This is a genomic window from Pseudalkalibacillus sp. SCS-8, assembly GCF_040126055.1.
Classification (GTDB): Bacteria; Bacillota; Bacilli; order Bacillales; family Fictibacillaceae; genus Pseudalkalibacillus; species Pseudalkalibacillus nanhaiensis.
In genome coordinates, this window is the sequence record NZ_CP143541.1 from 1,473,048 (window position 1) to 1,491,554 (window position 18,507).

The 18,507-nt window shown below is 41.9% G+C and carries 24 protein-coding genes; 17 read left to right on the forward strand and 7 right to left on the reverse strand.

Annotated elements, in window-relative coordinates; all coding sequences use genetic code 11:
- Nucleotides 1-66 precede the first annotated feature (66 nt).
- Nucleotides 67-1,116: a CAP domain-containing protein gene (locus V1497_RS07620; protein ID WP_349410379.1), complete on the forward strand. Its 1,050-nt coding sequence runs from the start codon at nt 67-69 to the stop codon at nt 1,114-1,116.
- Nucleotides 1,117-1,161: 45 nt separating this feature from the next.
- On the opposite strand, the gene V1497_RS07625 is transcribed toward V1497_RS07620, so the two are convergent.
- On the reverse strand, nt 1,162-1,650 hold the full coding sequence (locus tag V1497_RS07625; protein WP_349410380.1) for a PaaI family thioesterase: 489 nt from the start codon (nt 1,648-1,650) through the stop codon (nt 1,162-1,164).
- 145 nt (nt 1,651-1,795) lie between these two features.
- On the opposite strand from V1497_RS07625, the gene ylbD reads away from it, so the two are divergent.
- The 3 genes from ylbD to V1497_RS07640 all read left to right on the forward strand — a co-directional run bounded on the left by ylbD (nt 1,796) and on the right by V1497_RS07640 (nt 3,052).
- Entirely contained in the window at nt 1,796-2,206 is a 411-nt protein-coding gene (gene ylbD / locus V1497_RS07630) for a spore coat protein YlbD (RefSeq protein WP_349410381.1), read from the forward strand.
- Between the two features lie 18 nt (nt 2,207-2,224).
- A complete protein-coding gene (locus V1497_RS07635) occupies nt 2,225-2,452 on the forward strand; it encodes a YlbE-like family protein (RefSeq protein ID WP_349410382.1) in 228 nt (75 codons plus the stop codon).
- Nucleotides 2,453-2,623: 171 nt separating this feature from the next.
- Entirely contained in the window at nt 2,624-3,052 is a 429-nt protein-coding gene (locus tag V1497_RS07640) for a hypothetical protein (RefSeq protein WP_349410383.1), read from the forward strand.
- An 11-nt stretch (nt 3,053-3,063) separates the two neighbouring features.
- On the opposite strand, the gene V1497_RS07645 is transcribed toward V1497_RS07640, so the two are convergent.
- On the reverse strand, nt 3,064-3,882 hold the full coding sequence (locus tag V1497_RS07645; RefSeq protein WP_349410384.1) for a hypothetical protein: 819 nt from the start codon (nt 3,880-3,882) through the stop codon (nt 3,064-3,066).
- Nucleotides 3,883-4,053: 171 nt separating this feature from the next.
- Between V1497_RS07645 and V1497_RS07650 the strand changes: the two genes are divergently transcribed.
- Entirely contained in the window at nt 4,054-4,494 is a 441-nt protein-coding gene (locus V1497_RS07650) for a YlbF family regulator (RefSeq protein ID WP_349410385.1), read from the forward strand.
- A gap of 67 nt (nt 4,495-4,561) precedes the next feature.
- Here V1497_RS07650 and V1497_RS07655 read toward each other — a convergent pair whose 3' ends face one another.
- The gene (locus tag V1497_RS07655) at nt 4,562-4,882 is read right to left on the reverse strand and encodes a hypothetical protein (RefSeq protein WP_349410386.1); all 321 of its coding nucleotides are present in this window, start codon (nt 4,880-4,882) and stop codon (nt 4,562-4,564) included.
- A 93-nt stretch (nt 4,883-4,975) separates the two neighbouring features.
- Between V1497_RS07655 and V1497_RS07660 the strand changes: the two genes are divergently transcribed.
- Complete coding sequence (locus V1497_RS07660; protein ID WP_349410387.1) at nt 4,976-5,251, forward strand: YlbG family protein; 276 nt, start codon at nt 4,976-4,978, stop codon at nt 5,249-5,251.
- Between the two features lie 4 nt (nt 5,252-5,255).
- On the opposite strand, the gene V1497_RS07665 is transcribed toward V1497_RS07660, so the two are convergent.
- Nucleotides 5,256-5,633: a methylthioribose kinase gene (locus V1497_RS07665; RefSeq protein ID WP_349410388.1), complete on the reverse strand. Its 378-nt coding sequence runs from the start codon at nt 5,631-5,633 to the stop codon at nt 5,256-5,258.
- 367 nt (nt 5,634-6,000) lie between these two features.
- Here V1497_RS07665 and rsmD point away from each other — a divergent pair, with 367 nt between their 5' ends.
- Complete coding sequence (gene rsmD, locus V1497_RS07670) at nt 6,001-6,555, forward strand: 16S rRNA (guanine(966)-N(2))-methyltransferase RsmD (RefSeq protein ID WP_349410389.1); 555 nt, start codon at nt 6,001-6,003, stop codon at nt 6,553-6,555.
- A 16-nt stretch (nt 6,556-6,571) separates the two neighbouring features.
- Nucleotides 6,572-7,057: a pantetheine-phosphate adenylyltransferase gene (gene coaD, locus V1497_RS07675; protein ID WP_349410390.1), complete on the forward strand. Its 486-nt coding sequence runs from the start codon at nt 6,572-6,574 to the stop codon at nt 7,055-7,057.
- Nucleotides 7,058-7,111: 54 nt separating this feature from the next.
- Here coaD and ylbJ read toward each other — a convergent pair whose 3' ends face one another.
- On the reverse strand, nt 7,112-8,320 hold the full coding sequence (gene ylbJ / locus V1497_RS07680; RefSeq protein WP_349410391.1) for a sporulation integral membrane protein YlbJ: 1,209 nt from the start codon (nt 8,318-8,320) through the stop codon (nt 7,112-7,114).
- A gap of 130 nt (nt 8,321-8,450) precedes the next feature.
- Here ylbJ and V1497_RS07685 point away from each other — a divergent pair, with 130 nt between their 5' ends.
- Entirely contained in the window at nt 8,451-9,245 is a 795-nt protein-coding gene (locus V1497_RS07685; RefSeq protein WP_349410392.1) for a patatin-like phospholipase family protein, read from the forward strand.
- Nucleotides 9,232-10,257 carry a SepM family pheromone-processing serine protease gene (locus tag V1497_RS07690; RefSeq protein ID WP_349410393.1) on the forward strand — a complete coding sequence of 342 codons (1,026 nt, stop codon included), beginning with the start codon at nt 9,232-9,234 and terminating at the stop codon, nt 10,255-10,257. The genes V1497_RS07685 and V1497_RS07690 overlap by 14 nt, the downstream gene beginning before the upstream one ends.
- A gap of 32 nt (nt 10,258-10,289) precedes the next feature.
- On the opposite strand, the gene V1497_RS07695 is transcribed toward V1497_RS07690, so the two are convergent.
- On the reverse strand, nt 10,290-11,516 hold the full coding sequence (locus V1497_RS07695) for a nucleotidyltransferase (protein WP_349410394.1): 1,227 nt from the start codon (nt 11,514-11,516) through the stop codon (nt 10,290-10,292).
- A gap of 192 nt (nt 11,517-11,708) precedes the next feature.
- On the opposite strand from V1497_RS07695, the gene V1497_RS07700 reads away from it, so the two are divergent.
- The 4 genes from V1497_RS07700 (at nt 11,709) to V1497_RS07715 (ending at nt 14,540) form a co-directional block, all read left to right on the forward strand.
- Nucleotides 11,709-12,236, forward strand: coding sequence for a YceD family protein (locus V1497_RS07700; protein WP_349410395.1), 528 nt, complete (start codon nt 11,709-11,711; stop codon nt 12,234-12,236).
- Between the two features lie 62 nt (nt 12,237-12,298).
- The gene (rpmF, locus tag V1497_RS07705) at nt 12,299-12,472 is read left to right on the forward strand and encodes a 50S ribosomal protein L32 (protein WP_226551278.1); all 174 of its coding nucleotides are present in this window, start codon (nt 12,299-12,301) and stop codon (nt 12,470-12,472) included.
- 571 nt (nt 12,473-13,043) lie between these two features.
- A complete protein-coding gene (locus V1497_RS07710) occupies nt 13,044-13,808 on the forward strand; it encodes an enoyl-CoA hydratase/isomerase family protein (protein ID WP_349410396.1) in 765 nt (254 codons plus the stop codon).
- Between the two features lie 108 nt (nt 13,809-13,916).
- Nucleotides 13,917-14,540, forward strand: coding sequence for an RsfA family transcriptional regulator (locus V1497_RS07715; protein WP_349410397.1), 624 nt, complete (start codon nt 13,917-13,919; stop codon nt 14,538-14,540).
- A gap of 99 nt (nt 14,541-14,639) precedes the next feature.
- On the opposite strand, the gene V1497_RS07720 is transcribed toward V1497_RS07715, so the two are convergent.
- Nucleotides 14,640-15,167, reverse strand: a complete 528-nt coding sequence (locus V1497_RS07720; RefSeq protein ID WP_349410398.1) for an N-acetyltransferase — start codon at nt 15,165-15,167, stop codon at nt 14,640-14,642.
- A gap of 168 nt (nt 15,168-15,335) precedes the next feature.
- Between V1497_RS07720 and V1497_RS07725 the strand changes: the two genes are divergently transcribed.
- From V1497_RS07725 to V1497_RS07735, 3 genes are read left to right on the forward strand one after another with little or no spacing between them, the layout of a single operon-like run.
- Nucleotides 15,336-16,682 (forward strand): acetyl-CoA carboxylase biotin carboxylase subunit, encoded by a 1,347-nt coding sequence (locus V1497_RS07725; RefSeq protein ID WP_349410399.1) that lies wholly within the window; start codon nt 15,336-15,338, stop codon nt 16,680-16,682.
- 12 nt (nt 16,683-16,694) lie between these two features.
- Nucleotides 16,695-16,907 (forward strand): biotin/lipoyl-containing protein, encoded by a 213-nt coding sequence (locus V1497_RS07730; RefSeq protein WP_349410400.1) that lies wholly within the window; start codon nt 16,695-16,697, stop codon nt 16,905-16,907.
- Nucleotides 16,908-16,954: 47 nt separating this feature from the next.
- Nucleotides 16,955-18,493 carry an acyl-CoA carboxylase subunit beta gene (locus V1497_RS07735; protein ID WP_349410401.1) on the forward strand — a complete coding sequence of 513 codons (1,539 nt, stop codon included), beginning with the start codon at nt 16,955-16,957 and terminating at the stop codon, nt 18,491-18,493.
- Nucleotides 18,494-18,507: the final 14 nt, after the last annotated feature.

An 18,507-nucleotide genomic window follows, 5' to 3' on the forward strand; every position in this document is an offset into this window, starting at 1 on the left:
ACAACCTATCTGCTTTCATGTAATGTAAAAGTAATCATAGATTATCGGCAATCGGGGGAGGGTATAATGAAGCGACTTGGAATGATCATCGTAATTGCTTTCATCATGGTAGGACTAAGCGTTGTTTATGAGGACCTCTCAATGCTCCCTGATTTGAAGGAAAAGCGTTCCGCTTCCGATGAACAGATCGAGCAGGCCGAAGACCAATCCACAAATGCGGAGATGAAACAGCCGATCAAGGGTGTTCAACGCTACTTCTCCATGAATCAAGAGGAATTGATATCTGAACTTGGTGAACCTAATCAAATTGCTCCTTCCCCATACGGATATGACTGGTGGATCTACGATTTGGATTCTAGCCAATATGTCCAGTTCGGGATGGACAAAGGCAAGGTCGTCACCACCCTTGTAATCGGAAAAAGTGTGGATGTTTCACCTTTGAAGCTTGGACAGAAGCGTTCTGATATACCGAAAGATATAACGTTTAAGAAAAACGTCCAATTACGCGTGAAGGGAAATGACTATCAGTTCCAGCTTACCGATGAAGAACTACAAATCAGACCACTCGTCAAGATTGATGGCGTTTGGGCTCAACTATATTTCGACAGCTTCAATGATACGCTCGTAGGTGTTAGGTACATGGCTGAGGAGGTACTGGCTATACAAAGACCTTATTCACTAGAGTATCGAGGGGAATTGATTGAACAACCTGAATTGAACGCCAAGCAACAAAGCCGAATAAACGAAGCGGAAGAGAAACAGATCTTCACTTTGACGAATGTCATCCGCGAACGTTACGGACTGGTTCCCTTAAAATGGCATGAAGAGACGTCCATTGTAGCCTTTGGACATAGTCGAGAAATGAAGAAAGAGAATTACTTCTCTCATGATTCACCAATGTCTGGTGATCTATCTGACCGACTGGATAAAGGAAATGTGAAATTCATTCAAGCAGGGGAGAACATTGCAGCCAATTATATTGATGGTATAGAAGCGGTTATCGGATGGTTGAACAGTGAGGGACACAGGAAAGCAATGCTCAACAAAGAATTTACTCATCTTGGGGTGGGTGTATATGACAAATATTATACTCAGAACTTCATTGTTCCTTATTGACGAGGAAAGAGTGGCGAACAGGCCACTCTTTTTTGTTTGCAAATTTTATCTTGGGATCAGATAGAAACTCCCGGAGGCTGCTGCAACGAGGGTGTTTTTTTCATCATAGATCTTAGCCTCCGTTACAGCTGTTTTTGAGCCAAGGTGGAGAATCGAGGCTTTACAACGCAGTTGGACTCCTTTACCAGGTGCTGTATAATTCAATTTCATTTCTGCTGTTACGGCTACACGGTTTTTATCAATTTTCTTGTTTACAAGGGTACCCATGGCTGTATCTGCAAGAGTGGCTGTAAATCCTCCATGGACAATGTCGACGGAATTGTTTAGAAATGGGGTGATGGGAATGGTCATCTCCAGTATGTCATCCTCTACCGACATAGACGTTTGCATGAAGCTTGTTATGTAGGTTGTATAGTTGCCTGCATTCTTTTGTTCCAATCCGCTCAAAAGTTGATCGAGAACTTCCATGTCCACATTGGAGGAAGTATTGATAACTTTTTCAAGCTTTTCCATCAACCGATTTTTCATATCCATATAAGAACCTCTTTTCTTTTTTCACGTCTTTTAAGTTTATCAATGAAAAAATAAGTCGTGCAACTAGAAAATAGGCGAACATAATAGCGTCCCACGTTGTACTATATACTGTAGATTGAGTTGAACGTAATGGGGAGGCATTATAGTGAGTAAGCAAGCGAAGAACAACGAAAAGGTCGAACAATTCAAGATGTTTGTACGCTCACACCCTGGATTAATCGATCATGTTAAAAGTGGCAATCAATCCTGGCAGGAAGTTTTTACAGAATGGAATTTGCTTGGGGAAGAACATGAGCAATGGGGTCAATATATTGAGCGGAATATCGGGGTATCGTCAAAAAAGAAAGTGAAAACGAAAAGTAAGAATGTTAACGATCTATCTGTAGGAGAATTGTTGAACATGTTCAAGAACCTTGATATCGAGGAAGTCAGAGAATATGTGTCTCAATTCAGTTCAGCAGTGACGGGGATACAAGAAATGCTCCAACAATTCCAGTCAAAGGGACCGTCAAGGCCGCCGATGAACAATCCGTTTAATCATTACTTCAAAGATTAACATAAAGGGAGATAGAGGATGCGTAAAGAAGTCATTGAGTATCTAGATCAGCGTCCGGATCTTAAATTCATCATCCGCGAACAGCCGGAGTGGTATCGGAAGCTGTCCCGAAATCCAGCTTCACTGCAGGAGCTTGAAACCGAAGCGAAGTATTTCTACGGTCAAACTTTCGGACAGAAAGTAGATCGATTACACGGACAAATCGAGTCCATCTCAAGGCTGATGGAATTATTTGTTAAGCAATAAGGAAGGTTGACTCAGGTAAGAGGTGTTGTACTCTCAAGCTGTAAATCCGAACAGTTTGAGAAAAGCACTTATGAGTCAACCTTTTACATATGGGCATGAATTCTCTCTCGAAGTCTTACGGATATTAAATCTGAATCCAGTAAAACCTATCGGGTGAGGAGGTGCACGTATATGAAATTCAATCAAATCGGATCGTTAGGCGTCATACTTTTCGTGTTGTCAGGCTGTCAATTCACCCAGGACCGGAGCATCCAGCCTGTGCAAATCCTATCCAAACCAGATTCATTCCAAGCGATCGAAGTGACGAATACCACTTCTGAATTGACGATGACCGTAAGGCATATGGTCGCCAACGGGAATGTGTTCGTTGAATGCTATGTTCCCGGATTTACATTTACAGACAAGGGAAAATCAAATGATCCTAAAAAAGGGCATCTGGCAATCTCGATTGATCACCAGAAACCCTATCCTGTTCATAAAGCAGCATTCATCGTTAAAAATCTTTCAAAAGGAAATCACCATATCAAAATTACGTTGGTCAATGGAGAAGGAGAAAAAATCGATGGAATGGAGAAACAACTGTTCATCCAAATTCCATAAAAACACGTTCTCTAAGAGCTTAATTCTGAAATCACCTTTTTCCCGAAAGGATTCGGTGGATGTAACGGCTGGAACTTCTTCAGCAGATACTGGAGTATTTTTTCTTCAAGATTGATTTTCATCTCCCTTATCGCTTCATTCCCGAACAAGGTATTGAATTCAATGAAATAGATATGTCCATCTACAATCGCCAGATCAAATCCAGCATGATCGATATTTAATTCCTTTGCGACTTGGATCGTTAAATCCAAAGCTTCCTTCGGTATATGATCGTGTTGGACGACCCCGCCTCTGGCGATATTATTATGAAATCGCCCTTCACCTGAACGCCAGTAAGCGGCAACGATTTCATCTCCAACAACGCATACTCTGAGATCCCGTTCCATTTCCAGGTATTCCTGGATGTACAGGGTAGGATTATGCTCTGCATAGGCTAACAGATCCTCTTTCGATTCAATGAGGAATACGCCTCTACCCATGGAATTCCTAGGTTCTTTCGCGACAAACGGAAATGGGAAGGTGTCCAAAATGTATTGGATGTTCCTTTCAGACCTGCCCAAAATCTCTGTATACGGAACATGCTCAGGACAAATCGTCCAAAAAGCACGGGTCATTTCAACTTTATCGTAGCCGAGTTGAATGGTTTCTGGACTTGGAAAAATGGGTTTCTTCAATCCGTATTGGATGGCGTTAACTTGCCAGCCCTCAGGAAACAAAATAACGTCGGCTTCCTTCAGTTTATCAGTCTCTCTAAACATCAGTTCCGGTTTGATATATTGGACACCTGGTAAACCAATCGTCCGAAATGGATTAAATGTAATTAGTTTCAATTCGCTATCCCCTAAAGTATACTAAACGAGAAAATTATAGTTCCATTTTTATGTTGTGTCACTCCTTTTTGTGATGAAAATATGTGCAGTTTAGGTTGAGAACATGGAAATGCATGGGGTACATATGGCATAATGGGTGTAGACCCAAAGAAAGGGTGGAGGTGTAGTGAAATGCTAGCAACTTTAGAAGGTATAGAAATCTTGGACGGAGCTGATGAATTAGCCAAAATGGTCGTCCATTCCGATATAGCTCAAAATTATCTATCAGCAAAGAAAAAGCTGAAACAAGATAAAAAAGCACAGAAACTCATTTCCGAATTCATCAAGATGAAGGAAAAGTATGAAGAAGTGCAGCGATTTGGTAAGTATCATCCGGATTACAAAACTGTTTCCACAGACATCAGAGTATTGAAACGCGAAATGGATCTCCTTGATTCAGTGACCGAATTCAAGAAGGCAGAAAAAGAATTAGAGAAGCTTTTGAATGAAATAAGTGGATTGCTTGCCGGAAGGGTTTCAAAAAACATTAAAGTCCCGACTGGCAACCCGTTCTTTGATAATATGTCCTGTGGTGGAGGCTGCGGTTCAGGCGGCTCATGCGGTTGTGGATGATTGCAATGATAAGAGGTCTGACACATTTGGAATGGTCAGACCTCATTTTCAATCCATATAGATGCAGTTAATTCTTGAAACGGATACAATCATGACAAAGATTACCGCAACAAAACATCTTTTCGTTTGGGACATAAAATCGACAACGATAAACGAATGTCCTTCCTTCTTGGCGTACATAAATCATTTCGGATTGAAGCCGTTTTCCTTTCATGGATTGCACAGCAGCTTTTTCAAGAATTCGTTCTGCTTCTTTCTTGTGAATGGTTTCAGTAAAAGTCAGGTAAACAAAAGGAATTCCAGCCATCATGGCTTTTGAAATCGTTTCGATGCGCTCTTCTCTAGTCAAATGGCGATCGAAAGAAGTCCATACCGTTTCAAGGTCCACTGCCTCACCCCTTAACAAGAATGTTTGACAAACAATTGAATGGAACAGTCCTTCATGCTAGACTGTAAAAAACTGAAGCAAAGGAGTATGAAAATGCTGACAAATCGAACAGGTTTAGCGATTTGGCTTCACTCTTTAAAATACATAAAACAGCTTCGTAAATATGGAAATGTGCATTACGTATCGAAGCGGATGAAATATGCGATCCTTTATTGCGATACCGCCCAAAAAGAGCGAGTAATCGAGAAGCTTGAAAAACTTCACTTCGTCAAGAAAGTAGAGCCGTCCCATAAAGCCTATATCAAGACGGAGTATCAAAATGCTATGCCTGATAAGGCGAAGGAATACGATTATAAAATCGGATTATAAAGATCTATTGCCAAGCCGGGATGAGATGCTGCAACCGTAAGATTCCAGTTAAATATTGATAATACAAAGCGATTTCGTTAAATTCAGTGGATGGTCTTACTTCAAGGGTTTGGACTTCTTTACCATGCTTTTGAGCGCAGGCATTGAAAAGCTCCCAGCGTTTTGAATGTTCCTTTACGCCTTCACGGCATATGTAAATTGGCTGGAAGTTGGATTCGCCGGCCGGGTCCATTGTAATGGCCAATGAACAAACCTCTTGTTCTTTAATTACAGTCTTCAAAGCGATGAATCGTTTGACACGCTGTGCATTCGAATCCGCTAATTCAATCAGCTCATAAAGATCAGAATATCCTTCTCCTAATTCAATGAATCGTTGTATCATAAGAATCATTCCTTTCTGTTCATCCTTTACTGTAGCATGAAAAGGTCGAGGTGTGAACGAAGGAAGGGTGAGGATCTATAAAAAAGGCCCGCAGGTACTTTGCCTGCGGGCTGTTCCATATCCTTACATGCTAAAAACATCATTGAAATGTTTGTTTGCCGTAGGAACAGAACAATGGGAGAGGAGAAACCGGAGTTAAGCCTATGGGGAAATTAAGCTTACTCCGTGGTTCAACTAACAACACCACGTATGATGTTGTTAATCCTATTATTGTACAGTTCAAATGTGGTTATACACCTTATTTAAGATTTATACTTATTTGTGGTAGGATAGTGGAGGAAAATAAAACGACGTGAGGTAAGGTTAAATGAGAATAATCTCTGGTGAATTGAAAGGTAGGAGGTTGAAGTCCGTTCCAGGTTCAGGGACTCGACCAACATCAGATAAGATACGAGAATCCATTTTCAATATGATCGGTCCTTTTTTTGAAGGGGGCATTTCGCTCGATCTATATGGTGGCAGCGGCGCACTGTCTATCGAGGCTTTAAGCAGAGGTGTGGAACGTGCCATCCTTGTCGATGTAGAACCTAAGGCGATTGAGACAATCAAGGAGAATGTTGCAGCATTGGACTTGGAGGAGCGTGTAGAAGTATTCCGGAATGATGCTTACAGAGCTTTGAAAGCGCTTCGAAAAAGGGATATAAAGCTGAGGTATGTTTTTTTAGATCCCCCATATAAAAAGCAAAAGATCCAGAAAGAAATCGAATTTCTGGCAGAACATGAGCTACTTGAACCGAAAGCGATGATTGTGGCTGAGCACGATGCTCGTTTGCAGCTGCCAGATGAAATCGGTTCTTGTAAATTGATGAAGTATGAGCAATATAATAGTACGACAGCGGTAACAATATTTGTGAACGGGTAAGAAGGGAAGAGGTTTAATGAATAAGAAACAAGCAATATGTCCAGGCAGCTTTGATCCAATTACATATGGCCATCTTGATATCATTTCGCGTGGTGCAGCAGTCTTTGATGAAGTGATTGTCGTCGTTGCCAACAATCAGAGTAAACAATCCCTTTTCAGTGTTGAAGAGAGAATGGCGTTGATCAAGGAAACGACAAAAGACCTTCCAAATATTAAAGTGGATTCCTGTAATGGATTATTGATGGACTATGTCAGGACTACAGGTGCCAAAGTCATTTTGCGTGGTCTTCGAGCAGTATCCGATTTTGAATATGAAATGCAAATCACATCCATAAACAGGAAATTGGATGAATCAGTCGAAACGTTCTTTATGATGACCAATAATCAATATTCTTTCTTAAGTTCGAGTATCGTAAAAGAAGTGGCAAAATATCATTCCCCAGTCTCGGACCTCGTTCCGAAAGTAGTGGAAGAAGCATTGAAGGAGAAATTTTCATCCTGATCCTGACCATACATACTGATTCGTTGAAACACGATGATATGAACAACACCTTTTTCATCTTAAGGTGCGCCATTGAAGGAGCAAATAATAAAGTAAGCTTACGAAAGTCAAGGCAGCCCCGATTGTCAATAAGTGATCCCATGCCCCGTAAATCCATGAGATGGATGGATGTGAAGCAAAGGCTTCCACGACGGACCCACTTCCATTATGATTAGAATATAACGGCTTCCACAAAATGACTGTCAAAAATGCCGCAATGAACCCGTGGCAAACTCTAGCCAACAAAAACGGCCGGAACCTGATATCGGTTTCGGCCAAAATACTTGCCACTTGTGCCTGTACCGAAAAACCGTTGAAGGCTAGGATGAAGCTTACAATCGTAGCTTGCTGTAATAACATTGCATCGGATGTTTCACTAATCAAACGGCTGCCGAGTGTTATCTCAAACAAGCCGGATATGAATGGTGGAACGATTTCTTGAGAATATCCGAATAACATGAAGACGGATGTTAATAGTGTTGCGATTACCGTTGTAATATGAAATTCTGCTAGCATTCTGTTCAATACAGAAAATAAAAGGATGAAACCCCCGATCATTAGTAAGGTTTGTATAGAATGCTTGACGGCATCTCCCATCTGTTTTCCGAATGGCCGGGGGTCCATCTCCCTTACTTGATGCATTCCGTTCAACGCATATGTAATCAGGTTTCGTTTTGCCTTGGGTCGCCGTATCGATTTCGTTTGCATAGGTTCTTTGTGAAAACGCATGATAAACCCAACAAATATGTTTCCGAGATAATGAGCAGCGGCGAGCAGGATACCTAGCTCTGCATTATGGAAGAATCCTACGGAGACAGCTCCTAAGATGAATAAGGGATTTGAACAGTTCGTAAAGGATACTAGCCTTTCAGCCTCGACACGGGAGATTTCCTTTTCTTGACGTAAACGGGCGGTCAATTTTGCTCCCGCTGGAAACCCGGATGCAAGCCCCATCGCCCAAACAAATCCACCGGACCCGGGCACTTTGAACAGAGGGCGCATGATCGGCTCCATTAAAACACCGATAAATTTTACGACTCCAAAACAGATCAGCAATTCACTGATGATGAAAAAAGGAAGTAAGGACGGGAAAACGATCTCCCACCACATGGTCAATCCTTGCAATGACGATTCAAAGGCTGCTTTAGGAGATACCATGATGGAAACAGCGAATAACGTCGTCAGCCCAGCAATGATTACATTTTTTATCCGTGAACGGTACAATCTAAAGCCTCCTCATGAATAGGCTAGAATAGGTAGGTTAGAAAATAGGTTGTCCTTATCATTTATACGTATTGAATGAAAGAATAGACCAGCGTACTGCAGGGTTGCCAATCGTAAGGAGGTAAGGCTTTTGGATAAACCGAAAATCGGTCTGGCTCTCGGTTCAGGGGGTGCTAGAGGGTTTGCCCATATCGGTGTGTTGAAGGCACTCCATGAAGCGGGTATACCGATCGACATGATAGCTGGCAGCAGTATGGGGGCACTGGTTGGGTCCTTCTATTGTGCAGGACATGAACCAAAAACAATGATTAAAATGGCCAGGATGTTTCGCCGAAGATATTACATGGATTACACCGTACCGAAAATGGGTTTCGTTTCCGGAAATAAAGTCAAGCAGCTCATCCATGCTTTTACGCAAGGAAAGAGGATTGAAGAGTTGAACATTCCGTTTTCCGTCATCACTACGGATCTGCTTAGTGCTGAAAAGGTGGTCATCACAGAAGGTCCGATCTCTGATGCGGTAAGAGCTAGCATAGCTGTGCCTGGCATATTCGTACCCCAACGAATGGGAGACCGTCTACTCGTAGATGGTGGCGTGATTGACAGGGTACCGGTTTCCGTAATCAAAGAAATGGGAGCGGATATCATCATTGCAGTCGATATTTCCCACATTAAAGAAAATCCAGAAATCAACACGATATTTGATGTCATTATGCAAAGCATCGATATTATGCAACGTGAACTTGTTAAAGCCCACGAGATTACGACGGATGTATTGATCAGGCCTCTAGTAGAAAATTTCAGTTCCTCAGCATTTAAAGATATTGATGAAATTATAGAAATCGGAGAGATGGAAACGAAAGATAAACTCGTGGATATCGAAGCTGCAATACAAAACTGGAGGCAGAAGAATGAAGAAAATTAGAACACAGTGGCCATGGGCCGTCGTATTATTAGCCGTTTTAATCGCCTTTCTACCATTACCTTATTATCATACTCAGCCAGGAGATGCGAAGCTTCTCTCACCAATCATACAAGTAGAGGATGGAAACAAGGCGGAAGGCTCCTTTATGTTGACGACTGTTCTTGTCGGGAAAGCGAATGCTGCAGAGTTCTTGTGGGCGAAGCTCCGTGAATATCATGAGGTCTTCCCCGAGGATCATGTAAAGGGCTCTGATGAAACAGAAGAAGAATATGAGACTCGCCAACTCCAATTAATGCAAAGCTCTCAACACGCAGCCACGATTGTAGCCTATAAAGAAGCGGACAAAAATATCGAGATTACGAATAAAGGTGTATTCATTACCGGGGTCATATCCGGTATGCCAGCAGCTGACCATTTAGAAGTCGGTGATTTGATCACCGCATTAAATGGCAAAGAAATTAAGACAGCTGAGGAGCTAGTCAAACGATTGAAGGCGTTTGATGAAGGAGACGAAGTCGAGTTGACCGTCAAAAGAAATGATGGTGTCGAGAATGTCAAAATCAAACTGAAGACATTTCCGGAACGATTGGTCAACAAAGGGGATGAAGAAAGAGCGGGCATCGGTATCACCTACCCGGTGACATTTACAGAAATCAAAACAGATCCAAAGTTGAAAATCGATACGGCTCAAATCGGTGGGCCTTCTGCAGGATTGATGTTCACGCTCGAAATTTATAACCAGTTGACCGAGGTCGATTGGACGAAAGGGTATAACATAGCCGGAACAGGAACGATGAACGAAAAAGCGGAGGTAGGTCCGATCGGAGGTATCAAGCAGAAGGTCGTCGCAGCAGATAACGCAGGAGCAGAAGTTTTCTTCGCACCTGAAGGCGCAGGGAACTATAAGAATGCAAAGGAAGCTGCTGAAGACATTGGTACTGAAATGGAGATCGTACCTGTAAAAACCTTTAAAGATGCCCTTGATTATTTGAAAAATTTAAAAGAGAAATAAAAGAAAGGTGACAGATCGTCACCTTTCTTTGTTTATGTCTTTGTATTTAAACGTATTGGTGGTGTGGCATATTCATTTTTTAAGAGAGTGGAATGGTCTCGAGAAGGATATCCCAATGAATATGTAGCGCTTGCTTGGATGTCCTGTTCCAAGGTAGCATTTTCAAATTTAGAAAGTGTACTGACGATTGGATATTCCACTTGTTTTTTCATTTGGCTCAGGTAGTTCTGACCGCGTTCATTCATACCTAGTAATCGTATATATGGCGGTTTATCCGTCAAAGCCTTTTCCATCGTAACTTTCGTTGCATTCGTGAGAATATGTGTGCAAATCCGTTGTAAACGAGTCCAAGTATAACGTTTCGTCTTTACAGCCTCAATAAACGCTTTAAAAGAATCTGCTTTACGGATATATGCTTTCAGCCGGTTCTCAATACCTTCCGAACAATCGTATATCTCAGCAAGCTCTTCTACAGAAGCAGTTATAAGACGGTATTTAAGTAACGGAAAATAGTTTTCCCAGCTCAGAAATCCGTTGTAGGTCTTCCAATGTTCTTCTAACAAACGATACGTTGTGTCAGGAACAAATCTTTCAATTGAAGAGCGATCCCCATCACCTTCAAATAGAATTTTCCGAATCCCCGTTGCACTGGCAATATCGTGTTCTGTTCCTTCATCATGGTAACCTGCTCCAGTCCTTTTGACTGTATTTACAGACATCGAAGAATGTAAGCGACGGACGGAATCGACATAATGAAAACCTAATATATTGTTCGGTTTAGACAGGTCGAGCATCTCGCCTGAGCGGTTGGGAAGGGCTTCGAATGCACTGGAAACAGCAGCAGGATAGCTCATCCCAGTTTTTATGTATGCTTGAATCAGCTCATTGTATTCTTCTTCGTTATTGTTGATAAACTCAACCGAATCTAAGAAAGGCTGTATATTTCCAGATTCACTGCCGAAAATAACTTCATCTGTTCCCAATGCGTCCAATAGTGCGATAGCACCATAAGCGAATCGATCTGCGCGATGGGTAGCGTATGCATAAGGAAGTTCGATTACAAGGTCCACACCAGCTTCTAGAGCCATACGCGTCCTATACCACTTGGATACTAATGCAGGTTCTCCTCGCTGCAGGAAATTACCACTCATCACAGCGATGGTTACATCAGCACGGGAGACTTCCTTCGCTTGTTGCAGATGATACAAATGACCATTATGGAAAGGATTGTATTCTACCACTAGCCCTAATGATTTCATTTTTCGACTCCTTTTAGTTGTTTAAGGAAATGGGATTACGTTAAACTGTTAATACGCTCCATAAATATCGTTTCTATGATAATTTATTGTATCAAATTATCTGGAATAGTTAAAAACAACTGTAAAGAAAAAATGTTGACAATTTTTTTGTTGAAAGCTATAATTACTACTGTTGCCCTGAGGTGATGACAAATGAAATGGTCCATACAACAACTGAGAAGTTTTCAACGTAAAGGACTTGAGATTGATGAAACAATCGAGTTAGATTCAATACGAGATATTGATCCTGAAATTCGTGAATTGACACCAGTACACGTCAAAGGTCACGGTGAAGTCAATCAAAATCGGGCAGTATTTCATCTGACGATCAAAGGTGCGATGACGTTACCCGATTCGGTAACCCTCGCAGACGTTCTTTATCCATTCAACGTTCAATCGACTGAAATTTTTATGTTCGAACCCGATCATGGTATGGATGCGAATGAAGAGGACATCCATTTCGTAGAAGGAAATACTGTGGACCTGATCCCTTATATTCAGGAAAACATTTTGTTGGAAAAGCCGTTGAAGGTCATCAGCTCTGAACCAACGGACAACCCTCCAGCGCCGCCTTCAGGTAAAGGATGGGATGTCGTTGAGGAAGAACCGGATCAAAAGGAAAAAGTTGATCCACGGATGGCCGAATTGGCCAAATTCTTTGATAAAAATGATGAAAAGTGAAGAAGCGTCAATAAAAATTGACATTCTCTAACTGAACAATTTCCTCAAGGAGGTGGAAAACCATGGCAGTACCTTTTAGAAGAACCTCTACTACTCGTAAAAACAAACGTCGTACACACTATAAGTTGAAAGTACCTGGAATGGTAAAATGCCCTAACTGTGGCGAATACAAGCTTTCTCACCGTGTATGTGGCGAATGTGGCACATACAAAGGAAAAGAAGTAGTTGAAAAGTAAGTTTAAAAGACAACAAGGAGGATTCGTCCTCCTTGTTTTTTTATTGGGAAAAATAGGGTGGTGCCGAGATCCATCCTCCCCTCAAAATCGTCAGATAGCATATTTGGGGGTAAGATAAGAGGCTTACCCTCCCTCAAAAATTGAAGAAAGATAATTTGAGGGTAGGGTAACAGGTCTATCCTGCCCTCAAAATCGTCAGAAAGTACATTTGGGGGTAAGATAAGAGGTTTACCCTCCCTCAAAAATTAAAAAAGATAATTTGAGGGTAGGGTAATAGGTCTATCCTGCCCTCAAAATCGTCAGATAGCATATTTTGGGGTAAGATAAGAGGTTTACCCTCCCTCAAAAATTAAAAAAAGATAATTTGAGGGTAGGGTAATAGGTCTATCCTGCCCTCAAAATCGTCAGAAAGTACATTTGAGGGTAAGATAAGAGGTTTACGGACCATCATAAGGTAAGGATAATTTGCGGATTATCCTTTTCATTTTTCTAAATGCTACAACTTGATTTTAAATGGACCATGAAGATGTATAATGAAGAGAAGATATTCATTTGAGGGCGGGGGAGTCTTATGGCTAAAAACAAATTATTAGTAGAAGTAAAGGATGGAATTGGGTGGATTACACTTAATCATGCAGAAAGGTACAACGCGATAAATTACGAAATGATGGATCTGCTTGACGATGCAATCAACCAATTGGAGTATGATGATAACGCCAAAGTACTGGTCATTACCGGATCAGGCGACAAGGCATTCTGTTCCGGTGGTGACCTTTCTGTTTTTCATCAACTCTATTCTGAAGAGGAAGCTTTTACGATGCTTTCTAAAATGGGCAATATCTTATATAAATTGTTCAAATTTCCGAAACCGACTGTGGCATTGATGAACGGTGTAGCTGTTGGAGGAGGTTGTGAAATTGCGACCGCATGCGACTTTCGAGTAGCCGCTCCACATGTGAAGTTCGGCTTCATACAAGGGACTCTTGGTATAACGACAGGATGGGGTGGAGCGACCTTCTTGATGGAGAGGATCGGCAAGTCCGGTGCACTTGAATTGTTGATGAGACCCATCAAATTTAGTGCCGAAGAAGGGCGGCAACGTGGTTTTATCCATGAAATTGTCGGTTATGATCAATTAGATGGCTTTGAACAATGGATCCAACCGATGACAAAGGTCTCCGCCAATGTGTTGAAAGCGTATAAGCAACGTTGGTTGGATCATGTGGAAATCGATCAAACAAAAGAGAAAATAAAACAAGAAATTGAAGAGTGTGCCCGCCTATGGGCCTCTGAAGAGCATCATCAAGCTGTGCAATCATTTTTAGATCGCTCCTGAATCGTAAGAAACAGTTCCCCATGCATCTTTTACTAGATGGAAAGTCTATCTTTTCTAGTATCTGCATATGGTGTAGTAATAAAAGTAGACTTGTATGGAGGGATGAAGATGGGCTCCACACGCCAAGATGCATGGAATCATGATGAAGATCTGTTATTAGCTGAAGTCGTACTCAGACATATACGTGAAGGTGGGACACAATTAGCAGCCTTTGAGGAAGTGGGGAAGAAGCTTTCAAGAACTTCGGCTGCTTGTGGTTTCCGCTGGAACTCACTTATACGAAAGAAATATGATACGGCAATCGCCATTGCGAAAAAGCAAAGGAAGCAAGCCGCGTCTCAATCAGGTAAATCCAAGAAGAAACAACACCATTCAACAGAACAAGTGAAAGTGATGAATGCAACCTACCAGGCAAAACCACACATATGCATGGATGATGTAATCTGTTATTTGCAAGGTTTACAGGAAGCTGAAAAAGATACCCATACGATTTTGGAAGATTATCATCATATGAAGGAACAATACGAACAAGTTGTAAAGAAGAATGAAACACTCGAACAGGAAATGGAAAAATTGAAAGAGGAATACGATAAAGTCCATGAGGATTACAAGGTCCTGTTGAATTTCATGGAGCGTGCGCGGAAAATGGCGATAACAGACGATGATACAGATACTCCACAAGTGAAATTCCAAATGGATTATAACGGGAATTTAGAAAAAGTCGAAAAATGATCGATGATTTAAAGGTCATAGAAAATGCCTCATCCAGCTCATCACGGCTTACAACCGCATGAGATGGAATGAGGCATTTTTGTCTTGTCATTTATTTGTTTATGATTCAACTTCCATGGAAGAAAGATCAGTGTCTTTCAAAACCCCGCCACTCTCAGATGGTGACTGCTCATGGACACCTGCCGGATACCATACATAAGGGTTTTCTCCGCGGTCACGGTTTGGATTGTAAGTGACGGAAGTGAAGCCCATCTTATCCCAAAATTCACTGGAACGTTGGCGAGCATTGGTTTTCACTGGTAAATTGAAGGACTTCGCATAATTCACGAGAGCGCTTCCAAAGCCTTTCCCATGATAATCCGGTAATACCTCCAGCTTCCATAGCTCCAGGTAGTCCTGTGGTGGATCGAAGTATCGGTCATATTGCCCGTCAATTCGGTAAAGGCTCATTCTAGCAACCAATTTGTTTCCGTAATAAATGCCATAGAAAGGTGATTCACTATCATTCTCAATGATGTTCTCTTGCAAATCCTCAAGCATGGATAGCTCTTGAATGCCATATTCTTTAAATTTCTTGAATTCCTCAAGCGTTTTATAATTAACGAGAAGTCTTTCCACTTTATACATATATGCATTCCCCCTTGAATTACTCTCCCTTTCTATCTAACATTATTATATAATAAAATTACGAAAAATTCTGCAAAAGTGAAAAATTTCTGCAGAAAACTACAGGAATCTTGATGATTCTTGTTGAAAGTAGTAGATTGTAGCCCATAGGAGTAGGAGGAGATGGTTTTGAAAAAGATTCTAATCGCAAACAGAGGAGAAATAGCAGCACGAATTGTAAAGTCATGTGAGAAACTAGGGATAGAACCCGTTATCGTGTATTCTCAAGCGGATCGGGAACTCCCATATGTTAAGAATGCAAAAATCGCATATGAAATTGGGGAACCTCCCGTTGTAAAATCTTATTTGAATAGTGAACGTATATTGGAAATCGCAAGATCCGAACAGGTGGATGCCATTCATCCTGGTTACGGTTTTCTATCTGAAAATGCTGATTTTGTTCGACAAGTTGAAAACGCTAACATTACATTTATCGGTCCTTCGGCAGACGTGGTGGAAACCATGGGGGATAAGGTCAAAGCAAGGAAAACGATGCAGGATGCAGGTGTTCCTGTCGTTCCAGGCAGTGAAGGGGCCTTGAAGGACGTAGAGGAAGCCGTAAAGCTTGCTGAAGAGATCGGATATCCTGTCATGATCAAAGCGAGTGCAGGCGGCGGAGGCATCGGGATGCAGCGCTGTGAGGATGAAAAGACGTTGCGAACCGCCTTCGTATCGAGCCAAAACCGCGCAAAAGCATATTTCGGCAATGATGAAATGTTTATGGAAAAGTTCATTACCAACAGCCGACATATCGAAGTGCAGATTTTCGGTGATCACCAGGGGAATGTCATTCACTTGTTTGAAAGGGATTGTTCCATCCAACGGAGACATCAAAAAGTAGTCGAGGAGACACCTTCACCGTTTTTAAGTGAAGAGGTCCGCAAGCGTATTTGTGAATCAGCTGTTCAGGCAGGGAAGCATGTGGACTACACGAATGCAGGTACAGTTGAGTTTATCGTAGACGAAGAAGAGAATTTCTACTTCTTGGAAATGAACACCCGACTGCAAGTGGAGCATCCTGTCACTGAAATGGTTACAGGCCTTGATTTAGTTGAATGGCAAATCCATGTTGCCCAGAAGAACCCTTTACCGAAAGAACAGGGTGATATCCAAAAGGTTGGACACAGCATCGAATACAGAATCTATGCTGAGGATCCGTCAACATTCATGCCTTCACCAGGGAAGATCAATAACTTCGAATGTCCTGAACTGGAAGGGGTAAGAGTAGATACAGGATATGGTTCAAATACCCAGGTGACACCGTTCTATGATCCGATGGTTGCAAAAATCATTATTCATGGCAAGGACAGGAAAGTTGCCATTGAAAAATCGATCGACTTTTTCAATCAATGGAATTTAGATGGAATCAAACATAATGGCCCGTTGTTTAAGACGATCCTTAATGAGCCAGCATTCCAAAAGGGGCATTATACGACTCAATTTCTTAACCAAATCAATACAAAAGTAAACAATTAGGAGTGGATCAACATGAAGGAAATTACAGCATCAATGGCAGGCACAGTATTAAACGTATTAGTATCAGAAGGTGAAAATGTCACTGCAGGACAAGCTGTCCTTACACTTGAATCGATGAAGATGGAAATACCCGTTGAAACGACAGAAGAAGGAGAAGTCAGCTCCGTCAATGTCAATGTAGGGGACTTTGTGAATGAAGGTGACGTACTGGTCGTCATGAAATAAAAATGAATGAGCGCTCGTTCTCTCACTAGCAATGAAGGAGGATTCCAATGTTGAAAACGTATAATGAAACATTGCAAGAGACGAAAGCAAGAATTGAAGCCGGTGGTGCAGAGAAGTACCATGAAAAGTTGAAGGCTCAGAACAAATTGTTTGTCAGGAAACGTCTTGAATTATTGTTTGATGATGATTCCTACAAGATTGAAGATGCGAAATTCGCGAACAACCAGGCTGAAGGATTACCTGCAGATGGTGTCGTGACCGCTATCGGCAAGGTGAATGGTCAGAAGGTTTGCGTCATGGCAAATGATTCTACCGTCAAAGCAGGTTCTTGGGGAGCTCGAACGGTTGAGAAGATCATCCGTATCCAGGAGACCGCCATGCGTATGAAAGTACCGATGTTCTACCTGGTTGACTCAGCAGGTGCTCGGATCACTGACCAGATTGAAATGTTCCCTAACCGCAGAGGAGCGGGGAAGATTTTTTATAATCAGGTGAAGATGTCGGGTATGGTTCCTCAAGTGTGTGTCCTATTCGGACCTTCAGCAGCTGGGGGAGCCTATATTCCAGCGTTCTGTGATACTGTAATCATGGTGGATCAAAATGCTTCCATGTACTTAGGATCACCGCGGATGGCTGAAAAGGTCATTGGGGAGAAAGTGACATTGGAAGAAATGGGTGGAGCAAGAATGCATTGCAGCATAAGTGGCTGTGGCGATGTACTCGCTCAGGATGAGGAAGAGGCGATTGAATCTGCACGCCGTTATCTCACCTATTTCCCAGCAAATTATAAAGGTAAGCCTGAAATCCAAACTGGGGCTTCACCGGTAGAAGGAAGAAGCCTTTCTGAAATTGTTCCCGAAAACCAGAATGTGCCATTCGATATGTATGAATTTATTGATGGACTTGTGGATGAGGGAAGCTTCTATGAAATGAAGAAATTGTTCGCTCCTGAAATGGTTACTGGATTTGCGCGGATTGATGGTAAAACGGTCGGAATTGTAGCCAATCAGCCAAAGGTAAAAGGCGGCGTACTGTTCGTTGACTCCGCAGATAAAGCAGCCAAGTTCATTACATTATGCGACGCTTTTTCCATTCCGTTGTTGTTCCTTGCGGACGTTCCTGGATTCATGATTGGTACGAAGGTGGAGCGTGCAGGAATCATCCGTCACGGTGCCAAACTGATTGCTGCGATGAGTGATGTCACTGTACCGAAAATTTCAGTTGTCGTCCGTAAAGCTTATGGTGCTGGGTTATATGCCATGGCTGGTCCAGCGTTTGAGCCGGATTGTTGTATTGCATTGCCGACTGCACAAATCGCGGTCATGGGCCCTGAAGCAGCGGTCAATGCTGTATACTCCAACAAGATCAATGAGATCGAGGATCCGAAAGAACGTATGAAATTCGTCCAAGAAAAGCATCAAGAATATAAAGAACACATTGATATTTATAAACTGGCTTCAGAGATGATTGTCGATCAAATCGTATCAGCTGATGAACTTAGAGATGAACTGATCGATCGATTTGAGGCATATGAATCAAAAGAAATGGTATTTAGTGAGAGAAAACACCCTGTTTATCCAGTTTAAAATGCATTAGTGGA

Coding starts and splice junctions, on each gene's coding strand:
- V1497_RS07735 (WP_349410401.1), top strand. CDS start 16,955: ATGTTGAAAACGTATAATGAAACATTGCAAGAGACGAAAGCAAGAATT.
- V1497_RS07720 (WP_349410398.1), bottom strand. CDS start 15,167: ATGTATAAAGTGGAAAGACTTCTCGTTAATTATAAAACGCTTGAGGAA.
- rpmF (WP_226551278.1), top strand. CDS start 12,299: ATGGCAGTACCTTTTAGAAGAACCTCTACTACTCGTAAAAACAAACGT.
- V1497_RS07690 (WP_349410393.1), top strand. CDS start 9,232: ATGAAGAAAATTAGAACACAGTGGCCATGGGCCGTCGTATTATTAGCC.
- V1497_RS07650 (WP_349410385.1), top strand. CDS start 4,054: ATGCTAGCAACTTTAGAAGGTATAGAAATCTTGGACGGAGCTGATGAA.
- V1497_RS07715 (WP_349410397.1), top strand. CDS start 13,917: ATGGGCTCCACACGCCAAGATGCATGGAATCATGATGAAGATCTGTTA.
- V1497_RS07700 (WP_349410395.1), top strand. CDS start 11,709: ATGAAATGGTCCATACAACAACTGAGAAGTTTTCAACGTAAAGGACTT.
- V1497_RS07625 (WP_349410380.1), bottom strand. CDS start 1,650: ATGGATATGAAAAATCGGTTGATGGAAAAGCTTGAAAAAGTTATCAAT.
- V1497_RS07710 (WP_349410396.1), top strand. CDS start 13,044: ATGGCTAAAAACAAATTATTAGTAGAAGTAAAGGATGGAATTGGGTGG.
- V1497_RS07665 (WP_349410388.1), bottom strand. CDS start 5,633: ATGATACAACGATTCATTGAATTAGGAGAAGGATATTCTGATCTTTAT.
- coaD (WP_349410390.1), top strand. CDS start 6,572: ATGAATAAGAAACAAGCAATATGTCCAGGCAGCTTTGATCCAATTACA.
- V1497_RS07620 (WP_349410379.1), top strand. CDS start 67: ATGAAGCGACTTGGAATGATCATCGTAATTGCTTTCATCATGGTAGGA.
- V1497_RS07635 (WP_349410382.1), top strand. CDS start 2,225: ATGCGTAAAGAAGTCATTGAGTATCTAGATCAGCGTCCGGATCTTAAA.
- V1497_RS07695 (WP_349410394.1), bottom strand. CDS start 11,516: ATGAAATCATTAGGGCTAGTGGTAGAATACAATCCTTTCCATAATGGT.
- V1497_RS07640 (WP_349410383.1), top strand. CDS start 2,624: ATGAAATTCAATCAAATCGGATCGTTAGGCGTCATACTTTTCGTGTTG.
- V1497_RS07730 (WP_349410400.1), top strand. CDS start 16,695: ATGAAGGAAATTACAGCATCAATGGCAGGCACAGTATTAAACGTATTA.
- rsmD (WP_349410389.1), top strand. CDS start 6,001: ATGAGAATAATCTCTGGTGAATTGAAAGGTAGGAGGTTGAAGTCCGTT.
- V1497_RS07660 (WP_349410387.1), top strand. CDS start 4,976: ATGCTGACAAATCGAACAGGTTTAGCGATTTGGCTTCACTCTTTAAAA.